This window comes from Pseudomonas kairouanensis, from assembly GCF_004682055.1.
Lineage (GTDB): Bacteria > Pseudomonadota > Gammaproteobacteria > Pseudomonadales > Pseudomonadaceae > Aquipseudomonas > Aquipseudomonas kairouanensis.
This window is the reverse complement of record NZ_QUZU01000060.1, coordinates 1-18,955: the sequence shown is the minus strand read 5'-3', so window position 1 is coordinate 18,955 and position 18,955 is coordinate 1. Positions and strand designations below refer to the sequence as shown.

17 protein-coding genes and 1 pseudogene are annotated in these 18,955 nt (G+C 60.6%); 4 read left to right on the top strand and 14 right to left on the bottom strand.

All coding sequences use genetic code 11. The annotated features are described in order from the left end of the window. Window positions 1-136 precede the first annotated feature (136 nt). The 5 genes from fabG to DYL59_RS28705 all read right to left on the bottom strand — a co-directional run bounded on the left by fabG (window position 137) and on the right by DYL59_RS28705 (window position 3,721). Window positions 137-880, bottom strand: coding sequence for a 3-oxoacyl-ACP reductase FabG (gene fabG, locus DYL59_RS28725; RefSeq protein WP_135292180.1), 744 nt, complete (start codon window positions 878-880; stop codon window positions 137-139). A gap of 19 nt (window positions 881-899) precedes the next feature. After that, window positions 900-1,838, bottom strand: coding sequence for an ACP S-malonyltransferase (gene fabD / locus DYL59_RS28720; protein WP_135292179.1), 939 nt, complete (start codon window positions 1,836-1,838; stop codon window positions 900-902). Between the two features lie 141 nt (window positions 1,839-1,979). Continuing rightward, the gene (plsX, locus tag DYL59_RS28715; protein WP_135292178.1) at window positions 1,980-2,990 is read right to left on the bottom strand and encodes a phosphate acyltransferase PlsX; all 1,011 of its coding nucleotides are present in this window, start codon (window positions 2,988-2,990) and stop codon (window positions 1,980-1,982) included. 4 nt (window positions 2,991-2,994) lie between these two features. Beyond that, a complete protein-coding gene (rpmF, locus tag DYL59_RS28710) occupies window positions 2,995-3,177 on the bottom strand; it encodes a 50S ribosomal protein L32 (RefSeq protein WP_003179396.1) in 183 nt (60 codons plus the stop codon). Between the two features lie 13 nt (window positions 3,178-3,190). Next, window positions 3,191-3,721 carry a YceD family protein gene (locus DYL59_RS28705; RefSeq protein WP_017737760.1) on the bottom strand — a complete coding sequence of 177 codons (531 nt, stop codon included), beginning with the start codon at window positions 3,719-3,721 and terminating at the stop codon, window positions 3,191-3,193. A gap of 105 nt (window positions 3,722-3,826) precedes the next feature. Between DYL59_RS28705 and DYL59_RS28700 the strand changes: the two genes are divergently transcribed. After that, window positions 3,827-4,405 carry a Maf family protein gene (locus DYL59_RS28700; protein WP_135292177.1) on the top strand — a complete coding sequence of 193 codons (579 nt, stop codon included), beginning with the start codon at window positions 3,827-3,829 and terminating at the stop codon, window positions 4,403-4,405. Between the two features lie 133 nt (window positions 4,406-4,538). On the opposite strand, the gene DYL59_RS28695 is transcribed toward DYL59_RS28700, so the two are convergent. Genes DYL59_RS28695 through rluC form a run of 3 tightly spaced genes read right to left on the bottom strand, consistent with a single transcriptional unit; the run spans window position 4,539 to window position 7,152 of the window. Continuing rightward, window positions 4,539-5,522 carry a S49 family peptidase gene (locus tag DYL59_RS28695; RefSeq protein WP_135292176.1) on the bottom strand — a complete coding sequence of 328 codons (984 nt, stop codon included), beginning with the start codon at window positions 5,520-5,522 and terminating at the stop codon, window positions 4,539-4,541. Window positions 5,523-5,543: 21 nt separating this feature from the next. Next, window positions 5,544-6,206, bottom strand: a complete 663-nt coding sequence (locus tag DYL59_RS28690; protein WP_135292175.1) for an HAD-IA family hydrolase — start codon at window positions 6,204-6,206, stop codon at window positions 5,544-5,546. Continuing rightward, on the bottom strand, window positions 6,193-7,152 hold the full coding sequence (rluC, locus tag DYL59_RS28685; RefSeq protein WP_033901273.1) for a 23S rRNA pseudouridine(955/2504/2580) synthase RluC: 960 nt from the start codon (window positions 7,150-7,152) through the stop codon (window positions 6,193-6,195). Before rluC ends, DYL59_RS28690 begins: the two co-directional genes overlap by 14 nt. Before the next feature lie 768 nt (window positions 7,153-7,920). Between rluC and rne the strand changes: the two are divergent. After that, window positions 7,921-11,086 (top strand): annotated as a pseudogene (gene rne, locus DYL59_RS28680) (ribonuclease E). Between the two features lie 141 nt (window positions 11,087-11,227). Here rne and DYL59_RS28675 read toward each other — a convergent pair. The 3 genes from DYL59_RS28675 to DYL59_RS28665 form a co-directional block, all read right to left on the bottom strand. After that, window positions 11,228-11,818: a nucleotidyltransferase family protein gene (locus DYL59_RS28675; protein WP_135292173.1), complete on the bottom strand. Its 591-nt coding sequence runs from the start codon at window positions 11,816-11,818 to the stop codon at window positions 11,228-11,230. Next, the gene (locus DYL59_RS28670; protein ID WP_135292172.1) at window positions 11,815-12,801 is read right to left on the bottom strand and encodes an XdhC family protein; all 987 of its coding nucleotides are present in this window, start codon (window positions 12,799-12,801) and stop codon (window positions 11,815-11,817) included. The genes DYL59_RS28675 and DYL59_RS28670 overlap by 4 nt, the downstream gene beginning before the upstream one ends. 138 nt (window positions 12,802-12,939) lie before the next feature. Further along, window positions 12,940-14,271 (bottom strand): dicarboxylate/amino acid:cation symporter, encoded by a 1,332-nt coding sequence (locus DYL59_RS28665; RefSeq protein ID WP_135292171.1) that lies wholly within the window; start codon window positions 14,269-14,271, stop codon window positions 12,940-12,942. A 339-nt stretch (window positions 14,272-14,610) separates the two neighbouring features. Here DYL59_RS28665 and DYL59_RS28660 point away from each other — a divergent pair, with 339 nt between their 5' ends. Further along, window positions 14,611-15,609 carry an AraC family transcriptional regulator gene (locus DYL59_RS28660; protein ID WP_135292170.1) on the top strand — a complete coding sequence of 333 codons (999 nt, stop codon included), beginning with the start codon at window positions 14,611-14,613 and terminating at the stop codon, window positions 15,607-15,609. A 128-nt stretch (window positions 15,610-15,737) separates the two neighbouring features. Here DYL59_RS28660 and DYL59_RS28655 read toward each other — a convergent pair whose 3' ends face one another. The 3 genes from DYL59_RS28655 to DYL59_RS28645 are packed head-to-tail and all read right to left on the bottom strand — an operon-like array spanning window position 15,738 to window position 18,085. Beyond that, window positions 15,738-17,084: an ATP-binding protein gene (locus DYL59_RS28655; protein WP_135292169.1), complete on the bottom strand. Its 1,347-nt coding sequence runs from the start codon at window positions 17,082-17,084 to the stop codon at window positions 15,738-15,740. Then, a complete protein-coding gene (locus DYL59_RS28650) occupies window positions 17,081-17,758 on the bottom strand; it encodes a response regulator transcription factor (RefSeq protein WP_003214228.1) in 678 nt (225 codons plus the stop codon). The genes DYL59_RS28655 and DYL59_RS28650 overlap by 4 nt, the downstream gene beginning before the upstream one ends. A gap of 18 nt (window positions 17,759-17,776) precedes the next feature. Further along, window positions 17,777-18,085: a hypothetical protein gene (locus tag DYL59_RS28645; RefSeq protein WP_135292168.1), complete on the bottom strand. Its 309-nt coding sequence runs from the start codon at window positions 18,083-18,085 to the stop codon at window positions 17,777-17,779. 136 nt (window positions 18,086-18,221) lie between these two features. Here DYL59_RS28645 and DYL59_RS28640 point away from each other — a divergent pair, with 136 nt between their 5' ends. Continuing rightward, a complete protein-coding gene (locus tag DYL59_RS28640) occupies window positions 18,222-18,938 on the top strand; it encodes a 4'-phosphopantetheinyl transferase family protein (protein WP_135292167.1) in 717 nt (238 codons plus the stop codon). The last annotated feature ends 17 nt before the right edge of the window (window positions 18,939-18,955 follow it).

The window sequence follows — 18,955 nt, the reverse complement described above, 5'->3', positions numbered from 1 at the left end:
TAGAAAGCCTTTTCAGCTTTTCAACTGAAAGCTTCACCACGTACCCGGACGGCCACCTGCCTATAAATTAAGTTGCAGCTTTATAACGGATTTTAGACAGCTCGTATGACATTTTTTTGAAGCGATCCGTCACAATTTAACTCATGTACATCCCGCCGTTCACCGGGATTGTAGCCCCAGTCACGTATGCCGCACCGTCGGATGCCAGGAAAGCGACCACATTCGCGATCTCTTGAGCCTGACCCAGACGGCCCAGCGGAATCTGCGTCAGCAAGCCTTCACGCTGTGCTTCCGGCAGTTCGCGGGTCATATCGGTATCGATGAACCCAGGGGCCACCGAGTTGACCGTAATCGACCGCGAGCCGACTTCACGAGCCAATGCACGGCTGAAACCTTCCAGGCCGGCTTTGGCGGACGCATAGTTTACTTGGCCTGCGTTGCCCATGGCACCCACTACGGAGCCAATATTGATAATTCGGCCCCAACGCGCCTTGGTCATGCCGCGCAAAACGCCCTTGGACAGGCGAAACAGACTGTTCAAGTTGGTATCGACTACGTCGTACCACTCGTCGTCTTTCATGCGCATCATCAGGTTATCGCGGGTGATACCGGCGTTGTTCACCAGAATAGCCGGTGCGCCGAACTCGGCAGTGATCTGGGCCAATACAGCGGCCACGGATTCATCGCTGGTCACATTCAGCTCAAGGCCGGTGCCCTGTACGCCGTTTTCCTTCAAGGTCGCGGCGATACGCTCAGCGCCCGAAGCCGACGTGGCGGTACCGATGACAACGGCGCCTTGACGGCCCAGTTCCAGGGCAATCGCCTGGCCAATGCCACGGCTAGCGCCGGTAACCAGTGCAACTTTACCTTGCAGACTCATGCAGGCTTCTCCTAATTCTTCAGGCCAGTGCTGCGCGAGCGGCAGCGAAGGCATCCGGGGTATTGAGGTTAGCGGTCGACACACCGTCGGCGCAGCGCTTGTTCAGGCCGGCCAGGACTTTGCCCGGGCCACATTCAACCAGTTCGGTGGCACCATTGGCCGCCAGGGTCTGAACCGATTCAACCCAGCGTACGGGCTTGTAGAGCTGTTCCAGCAGGTCACGCTTGAGGGTGTCGAGGTCGGCAGCAACAGCTGCGCTGACGTTCTGTACCAGCGGGATCTGCGGCGCCTGCCAGTTGATGGCGGCGATGGACTCGGCAAAACGCTCGGCAGCCGGGCGCATCAGCTCGCAGTGGGACGGTACGCTCACCGGCAACGGCAACGCACGCTTGGCGCCACGGGCCTTGCAGCCTTCGATGGCACGCTCAACGGCAGCCTTGGCACCGGCGATCACCACCTGGCCTGGGGAGTTGAAGTTCACGGCACTGACCACTTCGCCCTGGGCTGCTTCGGCGCAGGCTTCGATCACTACAGCGTCGTCCAGGCCCAGGATAGCGGCCATGCCGCCCTGACCGGCCGGGACGGCCTCTTGCATCAGTTGGCCGCGACGCTCCACCAGCTTGACCGCTTCACCCAGGGTCAGGCTGCCGGCTGCAACCAGGGCGCTGTATTCGCCCAGGCTGTGACCAGCAACGAAAGCTGGGCTCGCGCCACCTTCAGCCAGCCACAAGCGCCACAGCGCGATCGAAGCGGTCAGGATGGCCGGCTGGGTTTTATCGGTTTGGTTGAGCTGTTCTTCCGGCCCTTGCTGGGTCAGTGCCCACAGGTCGTAACCCAGGGCGTCGGAAGCTTCCTTGAAGGTATCCAGGATCAAAGGGTATTGCGCGCCCAGCTCGGCCAACATGCCGAGGGACTGCGAACCCTGCCCTGGAAAGACGAATGCGAGGGATGTAGACATGTAACAAGCCCCTAATGATCTGGTCGTCGAAAAATAGACGCCCCCGATCGTAAGATGAATGGATGGGAGCGCGCGAAACTGACAGATTGGATGGTCAATTGAACTGACCGGTCACATTTAAGCATTTTCGGGCCAATTCGCCTAAGGCAACAGGTCCTCAAGACGGCCGTGCAAGCGCTGCGGCAGGTTTTCCTGAATCTCGATCAGGGCCCGTGCAATCGCGCTTTGAAAGCCCTCAACGCCCGCCGAGCCATGACTCTTCACCACAATGCCCTGCAGACCAAGAAAACTCGCCCCGTTGTGCCGCGCCGGCGCCAGGTCGGCCTGCAAGCGCCGCATCAACGGCAGCGCCAGGGCACCGACCAGGCGTGAAGCCAGATTTTTCCGGAACAGGGTTTCAATACGACTGGCGATCATCGTCGCCAGGCCTTCGCTGGACTTGAGCAGGATATTGCCGACAAACCCATCGCACACCACCACATCGGCCTCACCCCGGTACAAACCGTCACCTTCGACAAAACCGATGTAGTTCAAGCCTCGCGCCCCTTGCAACAAGGTAGCGGCGAGCTTGACCTGCTGGTTACCCTTGATGTCTTCGGTGCCGATATTGAGCAAAGCCACCCGCGGACGGGCCACACCCAGCGCCTCGGCGGCCACCGAGCCCATCACAGCGAACTGGAACAAGTGCTCGGCACTGCAATCGACATTCGCACCCAGGTCCAGCAACTGGCAGTAGCCTTTCTGCGTCGGGATCGCCGCTACCATCGCCGGCCGATCGATCCCCGGCAGCGTTTTGAGCACAAAACGCGACAGGGCCATCAACGCTCCGGTATTGCCGGCACTGACACAGGCTTGCACCTTGCCGTCACGCAGCAACTCCAGAGCCACCCGCATTGAAGAGTCAGGCTTGCCACGCAGGGCCGCCGCTGGCTTTTCATCCATGCCGATGGTTTCGCTGGCCGGCGTAATCGTCAGGCGCGCGCGATCCACCGCCGGATGGCTGGCAATCAGGTCTTCAAGTAAGGAGGGTTGACCGACGAGGGTCAGGTGCAGCGAGGGTGTAGCAGACAGGCTGGCAATGCAGGCCTGGACAATGCTGCGGGGACCGAAGTCCCCGCCCATTGCGTCTATCGCGATGACTAGAGCAGACAAGTGATTACTCGTCAGCGCCCTTGTCGATCACTTTACGGCCACGGTATACGCCTTCTGGCGATACGTGGTGACGCAGGTGAACTTCACCGGTGGTCTTTTCTACGGACAGGGTGCTTGCCTCGAGAGCGTCGTGCGAACGACGCATGTCACGGGCGGAGCGGGATTTTTTGTTCTGCTGAACAGCCATAATTGATTAACTCCTAAACGTTTGGGTCACGCTTTAACTGCGCCAATACACTGAACGGGTTGGACCGCGTTACCTCGTCCTCGCTCGGCTCGGGCTCGTCATCGAGCCCCTCCGGCTGCTGGCATTCTTCCGGATGATGAGCAGGCACAATGGGCAAGGCGAGCAGAAGCTCCTCCTCGATCAGTGCATGCAGATCCAATGGATCTTCGCCCAGTTCCAGCACGTCATAACCTTTCGGCAACGACTGGGTATTCGCACCCTCCTTCACCACGGCATAACTGCATTCGCTGTGGATCGGCAGGGTGACCAGCTCAAGACAACGCTGGCAAACCATTTTGACTTCGGTGTCGATAAAGCTGTGGATTACCACAGATTTACGTTCATCTCGTTCAAAAACGAATTTAGCCTGGACCGTACCGACGGTGTCGGAAAGCGGGTCGCAGAGTCTCTCCAAATCGGCCAGCAGCAACTCACCTTGAAGGGAAGTGCCACGATCAGCCAATTTGCGCGGGTCAACGTGAGGTGGAATCGGGTCATTCAACATAGGCGCAGCATTATAGGGATGCACCCAGCCATGTCAAAGGAAATTCAGCCCTGTGCGTCAGCCGGTCACGCAGCTAGAATCCCCCGCTGCCCTTAGGAGACCGCCATGCTGCCTTTATTACTCGCATCCAGCTCGGTTTATCGCCGGCAATTGCTCAGCCGCCTGCGCCTGCCATTCACCTGCAGCTCGCCGGACATCGACGAAAGCCACCGCAAAAATGAGTCAGCCGTAGAACTGGTCAAGCGCCTGGCTGAACACAAAGCGCGCGCCTTGGCTGCCAACCACCCAGGGCATTTGATCATCGGCTCCGACCAGGTGGCCGCGCTCGAAGGGCGCATTATCGGCAAACCCCACACCTTCGAAAATGCCCGCGAACAGTTATTGGCCGCCAGCGGCAAGCGGGTCAGCTTTTTGACCGGCCTGGCATTGCTCAATACCGAGACAGGCCACTGCCAGGTCGATTGCGTGCCGTTTACCGTACAGATGCGTGAGCTGGATGTGGAGCGGATCGAGCGCTATCTGCGGATTGAGCAGCCGTATGACTGTGCGGGCAGCTTCAAGGCAGAGGGGCTTGGAGTGAGCTTGTTCCAAAGCACTGAAGGGCCGGACGCCACGAGCTTGGTGGGCCTGCCGTTGATTCGGCTGGTGGACATGCTCGTAGCTGAAGGCGTGCAAATCCCTTAAAGCACATCGAAAACCAAATGTGGGAGGGGGCTTGCCCCCGATGACGGTGGATCAGCCAGCTCACCTGTAGCTGACACACCGCAATCGGGGGCAAGCCCCCTCCCACATTTTGATCTACAGCAGGCTCAGGATCTCAGCGCAGGCTTGGGCCCTGGAAGCCCATATACAGCGCCAACTTCTCCGCCACACTGGCACCCAGCTTCTTGGAGAACCGGTCAAACGGCGACTCCTGCACAGTGAAGTCCACCAGCTCTTTCTCACCGATCACGTCCCGCGCCACCAGGCTGGCGCTGCCCAGGCCATCGATCAAGCCCAGCGGCAACGCCTGCTCACCTGACCACACCAACCCGGAGAACAACTCCGGATGGTCTTTATCCTTCAAGCGATCCCCACGCCCCTGCTTCACGCTGGCGATGAACTGGCGGTGAGTCGTATCGAGCACGCTTTGCCAGAACGCAGTTTCATCAGCCTTTTGCGGCTGGAACGGATCGAGAAACGACTTGTGCTCACCTGAGGTATAGGTACGACGCTCTACCCCCAACTTCTCCATGGCACCGACAAACCCATAACCGGCCGCGGTCACACCGATGGAGCCCACCAGGCTGGCCTTGTCGGCGTAAATCTGGTCGGCGGCACTGGCGATGTAATAAGCACCCGAAGCGCCCAGATCGGAAATTACCGCATAGAGCTTGATATCCGGGTGCAGGCCACGCAGACGGCGAATCTCGTCATACACATAGCCCGACTGCACCGGACTGCCACCTGGGCTATTGATGCGCAGGATCACACCCTTGACCTTAGGGTCTTCAAACGCTGCACGCAGGCTGCTGACAATATTGTCGGCGCTGGCGGGCTCCTTGTCGGCAATCACGCCGCGCACTTCGATGAGAGCGGTGTAATTGGCGCCACGGGTTGCGCTTTTTTCCATGTCCATCAATGGGCTGAACAGCACCAGCATGATGATCAGATAGGTGAAGGTCAGCAGCTTGAAGAAAATCCCCCAACGCCGTGAACGACGCTGCTCCTGAACGCTGGCCAGGAGGGTCTTCTCCAGGAGCTTCCAGCTCTTGTCATCCGTGTTTTCAGCCTTTTCGGGCGCTTTCCACTCGTCACTCATGCCATCAACCCCAGCAAAGACTTATTGGGCCCGGCTGAGCCAGGCCTGCAATTCAGAAAAATGATCGATCGTCAGCCGCGGTTCATAGTGCTGCAAGGCTTCGGCAGCCTGGGCTCCGTAGCTGACCGCCACACTGTCCATGCCCGCGTTGCGCGCCATCATCAGGTCGAAGGAGGCATCGCCCACCATCAACGCCTGGCGCGGCGACACACCGCAATGGGCCATGATCTGCTCAAGCATCAGAGGGTGCGGTTTGCTGGCGGTTTCATCGGCAGCACGGGTGATGTCGAAATAATCTTCCCAACCGTGGGCCTTGAGCACGCGGTCCAAGCCGCGCCGGGCCTTGCCGGTGGCAACGGCCAGGTGGTAACCCTGCGCACGGAAGGCATCCAGGGACTCTACGACGCCTTCGAACAACGGCGAGGGCGTAGCCTCCAGCGCGATGTAGTGATCGGCGTAGTGATCGCGGAACGTGACCAGTTCGGCGTCAGAGATTTCGGGGTACAAGGTGCGAATCGCCTCGGGCAAACCCAGGCCAATGATGCCCTTGACCGCGAAATCGCTGCACAACGCATAACCCGAGCGGGTCGACGCAGCGTGCATCGACTCGACGATCCGGCCAATGGAGTTGGCCAGCGTGCCATCCCAATCGAAAATCAGCAGCTTGTAATCAAGGTGCGACACTCAAACGCTCCACGGTCTTGGCCCACATCTCATCCACCGGCGCCTGCAGCTTCAACTCGCCGCCATCGGGCAACGGCACGGTGAGCATGTAGGCGTGCAGGAACAGGCGCTTGCCGCCCAGGTCGCGAATCTCCTTGGAGAAGTCCTCGTCACCGTACTTGGTATCACCCGCAATGCAGTGGCCCGCATGCAGGGTGTGCACGCGAATCTGGTGGGTACGCCCGGTGACCGGCTTGGCCTCGACCATGGTGGCGAAATCGCCGAAACGGCGCAGCACCTTGAACAGGGTCAGGGCTTCTTTGCCCTCCTCGTCCACTTCCACCATGCGCTCACCGGAACGCAGGTTGCTCTTCTGCAACGGCGCACGGACGCTCTTGATGGAACTGGCCCAGTTGCCGCGCACCAGCGCCATGTAGCGCTTGTCCACGCCATCACCCCGCAGAGCGGTGTGCAGGTGGCGCAACATGCTGCGCTTCTTGGCGATCATCAGCAGGCCGGAGGTGTCGCGGTCAAGGCGATGGACCAATTCCAGCTCCTTGGCGTCCGGGCGCAACTGACGGAAGGCTTCGATCACGCCGAAATTCAGGCCGCTGCCGCCGTGAACGGCGATACCACAGGGCTTGTTGATCACGATCAGCTTGTTGTCTTCGAAGACAATCGAGGCTTCCAGGCGCTGCAAGAGGCCCTGGGCCAATGGCACAGGCTCGTCGCGCTCAGGCACGCGAACTGGCGGCACACGGACGATATCGCCCGCCTGCAACTTGTACTCGGGCTTGATCCGGCCTTTGTTCACCCGCACTTCACCTTTACGCAAGATGCGGTAAATCAAGGTCTTGGGCACGCCTTTGAGCCTGGCCAGGAGAAAATTGTCGATGCGTTGGCCGGCATATTCCGGCGAGACCTCAAGCAGCTGGACGCTGGGGGTCTGGGGGGCGGTAGTCGTCATGGCGGCGATGATAACAATTTTTTATGGAATTGAAGCACTTAATCATTGCTGCTATAGTCGCGAACGCCGCCAAAAGCGGCCTGGCCAGAGGACATGCGGCATACAGCCGGCCCTGACCATCGCAATTCATCAGGACGCGAGGCCGTCCTACGGGGCTTTCGCCACACTGGAAGGCTCAGGATTGTAACGAGCGCAGGTGACATGAGGCCTGAAGCGAGTGCAAAAAGCAGAGTGAATACTCGCGTTTTGCGCCGATATTTACGGCCAGTTCACAAAGTGCAGTCAGTCTTGGGCCAGACCACGGCGAATGCTTCGGAAACAACGCCTGTTAAGAGCTGAGTGAGAGCGCAGTCGCCCACACCTAGTCTTGTTTAGCCATGAGCGTGCTCTCCCCATTGGAGAACACGGTAAATGCCAACCCGCTGCGGATTCTGCGCGCGGCAGCACCCGAATTATCAGGGATACGTGTAGGGTGGAGATGCACAACCGTCGGACCGTGTAGCACTAGGCTTATATTTAGACGCTTCATCTCGTCCACAGTCGCCGGTTGATTCCTCCTCCTGACCTTAGCTTTTGTTGAAGTGGTGCCTTTGTCACCACCGCTAACAAGCAGGACGCGTCCGTCGCGATACCGGCCCAATTGGCTTGTATTTGCTGGACACTGGAGTGGCCAACCACTCTTGACGCACCTGACACCGACCGTGAGAAGTCGTGTGTGCCGAACGCCGTTTCCGGCAGCCCGGAAACCGACGGTACAACATGAAAAGAATGCTGATTAACGCAACTCAACCCGAAGAGTTGCGTGTTGCACTGGTAGATGGCCAACGCCTCTACGACCTGGACATCGAATCCGGTGCACGCGAGCAAAAGAAGGCCAACATCTACAAAGGCCGTATTACTCGCATCGAACCAAGCCTTGAGGCTGCCTTTGTCGATTTCGGCTCCGAGCGCCACGGCTTCCTGCCCCTCAAGGAAATCTCCCGCGAATACTTCAAGAAAGCCCCTGAAGGCCGCGTGAACATCAAGGACGTCCTGAGCGAAGGCCAGGAAGTCATCGTCCAGGTCGAAAAAGAAGAGCGTGGCAACAAGGGCGCCGCCCTGACCACCTTCATCAGCCTGGCAGGCCGCTACCTGGTCCTGATGCCGAACAACCCGCGTGCCGGCGGCATTTCCCGTCGCATCGAAGGCGAAGAGCGCAACGAACTGCGTGAAGCGCTCAACGGCCTGATCGCACCGGCCGACATGGGCCTGATCGTGCGCACTGCCGGCCTGGGCCGCAGCAGCGAAGAAATGCAGTGGGACCTCGACTACCTGCTGCAACTGTGGACCGCCATCAAAGAAGCGTCCCTGGATCGTTCCGCGCCGTTCCTGATCTACCAGGAAAGCAACGTGATCATCCGCGCCATCCGCGACTACCTGCGCCAGGACATCGGCGAAGTGCTGATCGACAGCGTTGAAGCCCAGGACGAAGCCCTGACCTTCATTCGCCAGGTGATGCCGCAGTACGCCAGCAAGATCAAGCTGTACGAAGACAGCGTGCCGCTGTTCAACCGTTTCCAGATCGAAAGCCAGATCGAGACCGCCTTCCAGCGCGTGGTCGAACTGCCTTCCGGCGGCTCCATCGTGATCGACCCGACCGAAGCCCTGGTGTCCATCGACATCAACTCGGCCCGTGCGACCAAAGGTAGCGACATCGAAGAAACCGCCCTGCAGACCAACCTGGAAGCGGCTGAAGAGATCGCCCGCCAGTTGCGCCTGCGTGATATCGGCGGCCTGATCGTGATCGACTTCATCGACATGACCCCAGCCAAGAACCAGCGCGCCGTGGAAGAAAAAGTCCGCGAATGCCTGGAAGCCGACCGTGCCCGCGTGCAAGTCGGCCGCATCTCGCGCTTCGGCCTGCTGGAAATGTCCCGTCAGCGCCTGCGTCCATCCCTGGGCGAGAGCAGCGGCATTGTCTGCCCGCGTTGCAACGGCACCGGCATCATCCGTGACGTTGAATCGCTTTCCCTGGCGATCCTGCGCCTGATCGAAGAAGAAGCCCTGAAAGACCGCACCGCCGAAGTCCGCGCGCAAGTGCCGATCCCGGTTGCAGCTTTCTTGCTCAACGAAAAACGCAACTCGATCACCAAGATCGAACTGCGTACCCGCGCCCGTATCGTCATCCTGCCGAACGATCACCTCGAGACGCCGCACTTCGAAGTGCAGCGCCTGCGCGATGACAGCCCGGAAGCCCATAGCGGCCAGTCCAGCTATGAAATCGCTGCTGCCGCTGCCGAAGTGGAAGAAGTCCAGCCAGCCGCTGCGACCCGCACCCTGGTTCGCCAGGAAGCTGCCGTGAAGACTGCACCGGCCCGTGCCAACGCACCGGTTCCGACCGAAGTTGCAGCGCCAGTTGCTGCCCCGGCCGCCCTGCCTGAGCCAAGCCTGTTCAAAGGCCTGGTGAAATCGCTGGTCAGCCTGTTCGCCACCAAGGAAGAGCCTGCCGCACCGGTTGTGGTTGAAAAACCTGCCACCGAACGCCCAGCACGCAACGAAGAGCGTCGCAACGGTCGCCAGCAGAGCCGCAACCGTAACGGTCGCCGTGACGAAGAGCGCAAGCCTCGTGAAGAACGCGCCCCGCGTGAAGAACGTGCGCCTCGCGAAGCCCGTGAAGAAACCCCGGCCGTAGCCCGTGAAGAACGTGCACCGCGTGAAGAACGCGCACCACGTACGCCACGTGCCCCGCGTGAAGACCGCAAGCCACGCGGCGAACGCGAAGAGCGTGTGCGTGAACTGCGCGAGCCGCTGGACGCCGCACCTGCCGCTGCTGCTACTGCCGTGGTTGCCGAAGAACGCCCGGCGCGCCAGCCGCGTGAAGAGCGTGCCCCCCGTGAAGAGCGTCAACCACGCGCCCCACGCGAAGAACGCCAGCCACGCGCCGAGCAAGCCGCTGCCGCCAGTGAAGAAGAAGTACTGACCGGTGAAGAGCAACTGCAGGAAGACGGCCAGGAAGGCGCCGAAGGCGATCGTCCACGCCGCCGCTCCCGTGGCCAGCGTCGTCGCAGCAACCGTCGTGAGCGTCAACGTGATGCCAATGGCAACGTGATCGAAGGCTCGGAAGAGACCGGCGAGAACGCAGAAGCTGCAACCAACGAACCTACCGGCACCGAACTGGCTGCCGGCCTGGCCGTGACTGCTGCCGTTGCCAGCTCGGTCATCAGCGCTCCTGCCGAAGCCCAGGCCAACGAGCAGGCTGAACGCGCTACCGCCGCTGTTGAAGAAACCGTTGCGGTGCAAGCACCTGTTGCCGAGACCCCAGTCGTTGAAGCACCGGTTGCTGAAACGCCGGTCGTTGAAGCGCCAGTTGTCGAGGCCTCTGTTGTCGAAGCCACCACGCCAATTGAAGCGCCGGTTGTTCCGGAAGTGGAAGTTGCGCAGGTTCAAGAAACCCAGCCAGAAGTTGAAGTGGTCGCGGTTGAACCGGCTCCGGTGGTTGAACCTCAGCCAGTGGTTGAAGCGGTTGTCGAAGCACCGGTTGTCGAAGCGGCTCCAGAAGTTCGTGAAGTTCGTGAAGTTCGTGAAGAACAGACCGCCTTCCAGTGGACTGCCGAACCTGCCACTCCGGCTGAAGCGCCAGCCCCTGCCCCCGTGGTAGAAGAAGCGCCAGCACCGGTTGCCGAAGTGGTTGTTGCCGAGCCAGCCCCGGTGGTTGAGCCTGCACCAGTCGCTGAGCCTGCGCCTGTGGTTGAAGCACCTGTCGTTGCCGAAGTGGCAGCGCCAGTGGTTGAAGCCGCACCGGCCAGCGCCCTGACCGAAAACGGCCGTGCGCCGAACGACCCACGCGAAGTGCGTCGTCGTCGCAAGGAAGCCGAAGCTGCCGCAGCCGCCGCTGCACAGGAAGCAGAAGCACGAGACTAAACCCCTCGCGCAGCAACCAAAAAGCCCCGCCTGAGTGATCAGGCGGGGCTTTTTTATGCATTCTGGAAATTCTCGCAGTTCCAGTGTGGGAGGGGGCTTGCTCCCGATAGCGGTGGGTCAGTTGATACATGTGCCAACTGATACTCTGCTATCGGGAGCAAGCCCCCTCCCACATTTAGTCCTGCTTGAAGGCCAAAGAATGTGGCAGGTCGATATCCCAGAGCACACCAGGATCATCAACTACGACCTCTCTCACCACCACCCGAGCAAACAACGGCCTGGCTCCACGATCACCGGTCAACGCCATCAGCCCAGCCCCAAAAGCCTGGCCAAACGCAACTGGATGCCCATACTGTCCCTCCTGCACCGGCACACTGATCCCACCCTTCTCCAACCCAGCTATCACCCGTTCAATACTCGATGACCGAATAAACGGCATATCCCCCAGCACCACCAACCAGCCCTCTGCCGGACCACTGGCCGCAACCGCCGCCGCAAGACTGTCACCCATACCCGCCGAGTGCAGCAGCAGAACTTCACACCCATATTCCCGAGCCAGGCGAATGACCGTCGTACGCTGCGGCGAAGTCACCAGCCAGCGCCTTGTAACGCCCGCAGGCAAATTCCTCAGCACCTGTTCAATCACTGGCCGCGTCACACCGTCCAGGCCTACGCAATTGGCCAACAGCTTGTCCTGGTCAGCCCCCGCCTGGGCGCGAAAACGACTGCCCTGCCCCGCTGCCAATACAATCGCCGTGACCGTCACTCAGCCACCACGGGCAAAGGCTTTTTCTGCATCGGTGCAACGCCGTTCTTGATGGCGACAATCTCGGCCATCAGCGACAACGCAATTTCCGCCGGCGTGTGGCTGCCGATATGCAAACCAATCGGCCCATGCAGACGCGCAATCGCCTCCGCCGACAACCCTAGCGCCGCCAGGGTTTCCCGGCGCTTCTGGGTGTTGACCCGCGACCCCAGTGCGCCAATGTAGAACGCCGATGAATTCAACGCCGTCAGTAACGCCATGTCATCCAGGCGCGGGTCGTGGGTGAGGCACACAATGGCGGTGCGCTCGTCGGTCTGGATATTCAGTACGGCCTCATCGGGCATGCCCGGAACGAACCGCCCCTGCTGCTCCTCCCAGCCGTAGACGAACTCTTCGCGCGGGTCGCAGATCAACACTTCGAAATCCAGCAAGCGCGCCATTTCTGCCACATAACGCGACAGCTGCCCGGCGCCGATCAATAGCAGGCGCCAGCGCGGACCGTAGATCGCCCGCAAGCGTTCGCCGTCAAAGCTCACCACATCGGTTTTGCTCGCACTGCTCAAGGTGACGTGGCCGCTGGCCAGGTCCAGCTCGCGAGCGACGATCTGGTGATCTTCACAACGGGCCAGCAACTGCGCCACCCACGCCCAATCGTCCACCCGCTCTTCTGTCAGGCGCAGGGTGCCGCCGCACGGCAGGCCAAACCGTGCAGCCTCATCACGGGTAACACCATAGGTGACTAGCTGCACCGGCGGCCCATCCTCAGGCAGGCGGCCGTCCTGCAGGCGGGCGATCAAGTCGTCCTCGATACAGCCGCCGGACACCGAGCCGATCACCACACCATCACCGCGCAAGGCCAGCATCGCCCCCGGCGGGCGCGGTGCGCTGCCCCAGGTCTGCACCACGCTGTACAACACCACTCGCTGCCCGGCGCGGCGCCATTCCAGCACGCTGCGCAGGACGTTCAGATCCACGCTATCCACAAAACCTCCCGCAGGCGTCACAACAGAGTCACTTACTGTAAAACAAAAGCCATCAACAGACCTTCCAGAAACGCAAACGCCCCGAACAAGTCGGGGCGTTTGTGAGTGGCTTGGGCGTCAATTCACGCCATCAGCACATTACTTGACGGCAGGTGCAGGGCCTTCGGCCACGCCCAGGTCATCTTCCTGACGAGTGTCGGAGATGCCAGTACCGCCCGACGCCAGCTCGCTTTGCAGCTTGTCGGTGTCCAGTTCCTTGACCCACTTGGCCACAACGATGGTGGCAACTGCGTTACCCACCAGGTTGGTCAGTGCGCGGGCTTCGGACATGAAGCGGTCGATACCCAGGATCAGCGCCAGGCCGGCAACCGGCAGGTGGCCAACAGCCGACAGGGTGGCAGCCAGTACGATGAAGCCCGAACCGGTGACACCTGCAGCGCCTTTGGAGGACAGCAGCAGCACCAGCAACAGGGTGATCTGGTGGGTGATGTCCATGTGGGTGTCAGTCGCCTGGGCGATGAACACAGCGGCCATGGTCAGGTAGATCGACGTACCGTCGAGGTTGAAGGAGTAGCCGGTTGGAATCACCAGGCCTACTACGGATTTCTTCGCGCCCAGACGCTCCATCTTGATCAGCATGCGTGGCAGTGCGGACTCGGACGAGGAAGTACCCAGAACGATCAGCAGCTCTTCACGGATGTAGCGGATCAGCTTGATCACGCTGAAACCGTGAGCGCGGCAGATACCACCCAGCACCACCAGCACGAACAGGATGCAAGTGATGTAGAAGCAGATCATCAACTGGCCCAGTTGCACCAGCGAACCTACACCGTAGGCACCGATGGTGAACGCCATGGCGCCCAGGGCACCGATTGGCGCGAGCTTCATGATCATGTTGATGATGTTGAACATCACATGGGCGAAACGATCGATGAAGTCCAGCACCGGCTTGCCGTAGGCACCCAGGCGGTGCAGGGCGAAACCGAAGATCACCGAGAACATCAGCACTTGCAGGATGTCGCCGTTGGCGAAGGCGCCGACGATGGTGTTAGGGATCACATTGAGGATAAAGCCGACGATGCTCTGGTCTTTACCGGCCGTGACGTAGGCCGCGACTTTGGAGGCGTCCAGGGTGGCTACGTCGATGTGCATGCCGGCGCCCGGTTGCACAACGTTGACCACGATCAGGCCGATCAGCAGGGCGATGGTCGAAACGATTTCAAAGTACAGCAGCGCGTAGCCGCCGGTTTTGCCCACCGATTTCATGCTTTGCATGCCAGCGATGCCGCTGACAACGGTGCAGAAGATGATCGGGGCAATGACCATTTTGATCAGCTTGATAAAGCCGTCACCCAGTGGCTTGAGGGCCACGCCGGTCTGTGGGTAGAAGTGACCGAGCAAAATACCGATAACGATTGCAACGATCACCTGGAAATACAGGGATTTGTAGATTGGCTGACGAGTCGTCATTGCAAAATTCCTCAATCGTCCCGTGTGGCAAAGATCCGCCATTGCCCACGACACTTGAATTGCGAACCCTCCTGCACTGGAGGGATTTGTTGTTTGCGAAGTCTGTAGGAGCAGGCCTGCGCTGTAATCCTTATCGCAAAGGCCGTGCCACTTTGCTTAAAAACCCTGAAGGCCTTTAGACATCAGGCCCGGGGCTTTTTGGCCGCCTGGCGAAGGGTCATATCAAGTGGCGGGTTTCCGCCCACTCACCCAATCCCGTCCTACAATTTGGCGGATATCCGCCTTGTTGCCCCACCCAATGATGACTAACATCCGCCACTCCATGGACGAGGGCCCCGCATGCGTGAACGTACCATCGCCAGTCATTACGCCCGAGCGGCCCTCGGCGGTGCGCACCGGGCGGGTTACGACTGCTCTGGGCTACTGCAACAGTTGGGGATCACCCAGGAACTGTTGACCGAACCCCGCGCCCGCATCGCACCGGAGCAATTTACCCGGCTGTTGCAGATGCTCTGGCTGGCGCTGGACGATGAATACCTGGGTTTTGCCGACGGCCCGAGCAAGCGCGGCACCTTCGCCATGATGTGCCACGCGCTGATCCACTGCCGCACTCTGGAGAAGGCTCTGGAACGCGGCTTATTGTTTTATAGCCTATTCCCCCAAGGCCCGCGCTGGCAGCTGACGAGAGAAGGCGAAATGGCCCGCTTGAGCCTGGACGATTCCCAACTCTGGGACCCGGATCACTTTCTCAGCGAAAGCTTGCTGGTGATCTGGCACCGCCTAGGCAGTTGGCTGATCGGCCAGCGCATCCGGCTGCAGCAAGCCACCTTCAGCTACCCGATACCCTCCCATGCCGGTGAATACGACCTGCTATTCCCCTGCCCCCAGGTATTCGGCGCACCGAACACCAGCCTGGTATTCCCCGTCCGCTACCTGAGCCTGCCGCTGTTGCAGGATGAACGAACCCTCAAGCACTTTCTCGAACGCTCACCCGCCGATCTGCTGTCTCGGCCGGACGAAGGCGACAGCTTGAGCAGCCAGTTGCGGCGCCTGCTAAGCCGCGACCGCACGCCCTGGCCCGACCTGGAGGCCGTCGCCCAGCACCTGCACATCAGCCCACAAACCCTGCGCCGGCATTTGCGCGAGGAAGGCACCAGTTTCCAGGCGCTCAAGGATGAGCTGCGGCGGGACATCGCCATCTATCACTTGGGGCGGGCGGATTTGTCGTTGCAGGAGATTGCCGAGCAGTTGGGGTTTTCCGAGCCGTCGGCGTTTCATCGGGCGTTCAAGAAGTGGACGGGGGTGACGCCGGGGGCTTACAGGGCACAGGAGAGTTAGAGATGTGCTGCCTGGGCGGGCCTCTTCGCGAGCAAGCCCGCTCCCACATTCGACCGAGTTCCAACTTGAAATGCAGTCAAATGTGGGAGCGGGCTTGCTCGCGAAGAGGCCCGCATGAGCAATGAAGATCAAACAGCCGGAAAGTGAATCTTGAATGCCGCCCCACCCAACGGCGAATCCCCCAAGGTCAACCGCGCGCCATAGCTTTCTATGATGTCCTTGACCACCGCCAGCCCAATCCCCTGCCCCGGATGCTGACGGTCCAACCGCTCGCCCCTTTGCAGAATGCGCGCACGCTGATCCGGCGGCACACCCGGCCCGTCATCTTCGATGAATATCTCGCTGCCCTCCGGGCTCTCCACCACACGGATGTGCACTTGGCTCAGGCACAGGCGGTAGGCGTTTTCCAGTAAGTTGCCGAGCAACTCCAGCAAGGCGCCCTTCTCGATCGGCACATAGCATTCATCCGGCAAGTCAAAGGACACCGTGACGTGCTTGTCGCGGTAGACCTTGTCCAGCGTATCGCACAGGCTTTGCAGCACGGGTTCCAGGTGTACCTGATGGCGCACCAGGCCGCTTTTGCGCAGGCTGGCACGTTGCAACTGGTAGCTGATCTGCTGGCTCATGCGCTCGATCTGCGATTGCAGTACCCAGGCCTGGTCACGGTCTTCGGGCCGTTGGGCCATGTCCTCGCTCACGCCTTGCAGCACGGCGAGCGGGGTTTTCAGGCTGTGGGCCAGGTCGTCGAGGGAGTCGCGGTAGCGCGCCCGTTGCTCACGCTCGCTGGCCAGCAGACGGTTGAGGGAACCGGTGAGACGCAACAGCTCCCGCGGGTGTTCTTCGGAGAGGCTTTCGCGAGTACCGCCTTCGATCTGGTCCAGTTCCTGGCTCAACCGCCGCAAGGCTTGCAGGCCCCAGGTCAGGCCCAGCCACAGCAGGGTCAGCAGCACCAGCAAAGCCGCGCCGAAGCCCAGGTACAGGTTCTCCCGCAGGCCTTCGAGGGTCAGTTGGTATTCGCGCACCGGTTGCAGGGCGACGATGCTGAACGCCGCACTCTTGCCGCCCAGCAGCTTGACCTCGACGTCATAGACGAAGAATTCCTGGCCATTGGCTTCACGAATCCGCGCAAACTCATTGCCGCGTCCGTCATAACGCGGCTTGTAGTTGATGTTCTCTTCTTTGGTCGCCCGCGAACGCCACACCAGGTGGCCCTCACGGTCGTAGATATAACCGAGCAGCCGGCTATCGGTGAGGTTGAAACGCTCGTCGGGCAACTGCGCTGGCATCAACAACCGGTTGTTTTCCACCCGAGCGGCGGAGATCAGGGTGGTGACGTCCGACGCCAGGCGCTGTTCGATGGAATCCTGCAGCGCCAGGCTGAACGCGCCTTGCATGGCCGGCAACAAGCCGAGCATAAACAGCACGGCCAGGGTCGCGGCCGCCAGCATCAGGCGCACGCGCAGCGAACGAATCAACGGCAGCGCTCATTGAACAGGTAGCCCAGGCCACGCACGGTGTCGATCGGTTTGAACCCGGCCGGGCCTTCCAGCTTGCGGCGCAAGCGCCCCACCAGCACTTCGATGACGTTTGGATCACGCTCGTCGTCATCGGGGTAGAGCTGTTCCATCAAGCGGTCCTTGGCGACCACTTGCTGGTGATGGCGCATCAGGTATTCGAGGATGCGGTATTCGTAGGCGGTCAGTGCCAAGGGTTGTTCATCGAGGGACGCTTGCTTGCGGTTCAGGTCCAGCAGCAATGGCCCGGCGACGATGGTGGATTGGGTAAACCCGCTGGAGCGACGCAGCAAGGCGTTCATCCGCGCCTCCAGCTCTTCGAACTGGAACGGCTTGACCACGTAGTCGTCGGCGCCAGCGGCCAGGCCTTCGACTTTGTCCTGCCAGTTGCCGCGCGCGGTGAGGATCAGGATCGGGAAGGTCTTGGCCTGGGCACGCAATTGGCGGATCAGGTCCAGGCCGCCCATGCCGGGCAGGCCCAGGTCGATGATCGCCAGGTCATGATTGAATTGGCCGGTCTGGTACAAGGCTTCCTCGGCGTTGGCCACGGCCTCGACCACATGCCCACTGTCGGTCAGGCGGGTCAACAGGTGATGACGCAGCAGCGCCTCGTCTTCCACCACCAGCAATTTCATAAGGCTCTCCAAAGCAAATCAACTGTCCGACAGAGGGACATCATAGCGGCCCTGCAGGTCTTGCGGGCGCAGTTTAATGCCATTGAACTGGCCCGTCAGGTGCTCATAACCGGTGCGGTAGGCCGGCTGCGCAGCGGTAAAGCCCAAAGACTGCCCCCACGGCAACGATTGGCTGCCAGCCTCTTCAAAGCTGACACGCTGGATCAAGGTGCTGGATTTCTTGGTTTTCTGGCTGCCGAATGCAGCGAAATCGCTGTCGGACGCCTGGACCCCTGCGGTGGCGCTGAGCATGGTTAACGCCAACATCAGCTTTTTGATCGCAGTCATGGTGCTTACCTCTACGCGTTTGGCTGTTGAGGCCAGACTACGCAAGCGCCGCTGAACTCCCCCTGAACAGGCTCTGAACCTGCGCTGAACCGCTGCGGGCTATCCCAGGGCGCCTCAACGGGGCAAAATAGCGCCCATGAATCGCCTTCCCGCTTGCTGCACCCCACTCGATGCCCATTGGCCGCTGCCCGAACCCTTGCCGGGAACGGTGTTTTTCAGCACCCGTTTCGATCCCTCCTTATTAGAAGCGCAAGACTTCCAGCGCTGTGCAGTACCGCCACCGGCGAGTATCCAGCGTTCGGTGGCCAAGCGGCAGGCGGAGTTCCTTGCCGGGCGCCTGTGTGCCCGTGCGGCGCTGCAACAGCTCGACCACCTGGAATGCGTCCCGGCCATCGGCGAAGACCGGGCGCCGGTGTGGCCGGGGCCTATCAGCGGCTCCATCACCCATAGCACCGGACATGCAGCCGCAATTGTCGGGCACAAGGCGCAGTGGCGCGGGTTGGGGATGGACCTGGAGAACGTGCTGAGCCTTGAGCGGGCGGAACGCTTGGCGGGGGAAATTCTGACGGCCGATGAACTGCAGCGCATGGCCTTGATACCGCGCGAGCAGATTTCGCTGTTGGTGACGTTGACGTTTTCGGTCAAGGAAAGCCTGTTCAAGGCGCTGTATCCGCTCGTACACAAGCGCTTTTACTTTGAGCATGCCGAGGTGGTGGAGTGGTCTGAGTCAGGCGCTGTGCGGCTGCGGTTGCTGACGCAGCTGTCCAGTGAATGGTGTTATGGCTCCGAGCTGATGGGGCAATTTGCGGTGGCTGATGGGCAGTTGTTGAGTCTGGTGGCTATCGGCGCCTGAAGTATCGCTTTCGCGAG

Coding starts and splice junctions, on each gene's coding strand:
- DYL59_RS28660 (WP_135292170.1), top strand. CDS start 14,611: ATGCGTGAACGTACCATCGCCAGTCATTACGCCCGAGCGGCCCTCGGC.
- fabD (WP_135292179.1), bottom strand. CDS start 1,838: ATGTCTACATCCCTCGCATTCGTCTTTCCAGGGCAGGGTTCGCAGTCC.
- rpmF (WP_003179396.1), bottom strand. CDS start 3,177: ATGGCTGTTCAGCAGAACAAAAAATCCCGCTCCGCCCGTGACATGCGT.
- DYL59_RS28695 (WP_135292176.1), bottom strand. CDS start 5,522: ATGAGTGACGAGTGGAAAGCGCCCGAAAAGGCTGAAAACACGGATGAC.
- fabG (WP_135292180.1), bottom strand. CDS start 880: ATGAGTCTGCAAGGTAAAGTTGCACTGGTTACCGGCGCTAGCCGTGGC.
- DYL59_RS28665 (WP_135292171.1), bottom strand. CDS start 14,271: ATGACGACTCGTCAGCCAATCTACAAATCCCTGTATTTCCAGGTGATC.
- DYL59_RS28645 (WP_135292168.1), bottom strand. CDS start 18,085: ATGACTGCGATCAAAAAGCTGATGTTGGCGTTAACCATGCTCAGCGCC.
- DYL59_RS28700 (WP_135292177.1), top strand. CDS start 3,827: ATGCTGCCTTTATTACTCGCATCCAGCTCGGTTTATCGCCGGCAATTG.
- DYL59_RS28705 (WP_017737760.1), bottom strand. CDS start 3,721: ATGTTGAATGACCCGATTCCACCTCACGTTGACCCGCGCAAATTGGCT.
- rluC (WP_033901273.1), bottom strand. CDS start 7,152: ATGACGACTACCGCCCCCCAGACCCCCAGCGTCCAGCTGCTTGAGGTC.
- DYL59_RS28640 (WP_135292167.1), top strand. CDS start 18,222: ATGAATCGCCTTCCCGCTTGCTGCACCCCACTCGATGCCCATTGGCCG.
- DYL59_RS28650 (WP_003214228.1), bottom strand. CDS start 17,758: ATGAAATTGCTGGTGGTGGAAGACGAGGCGCTGCTGCGTCATCACCTG.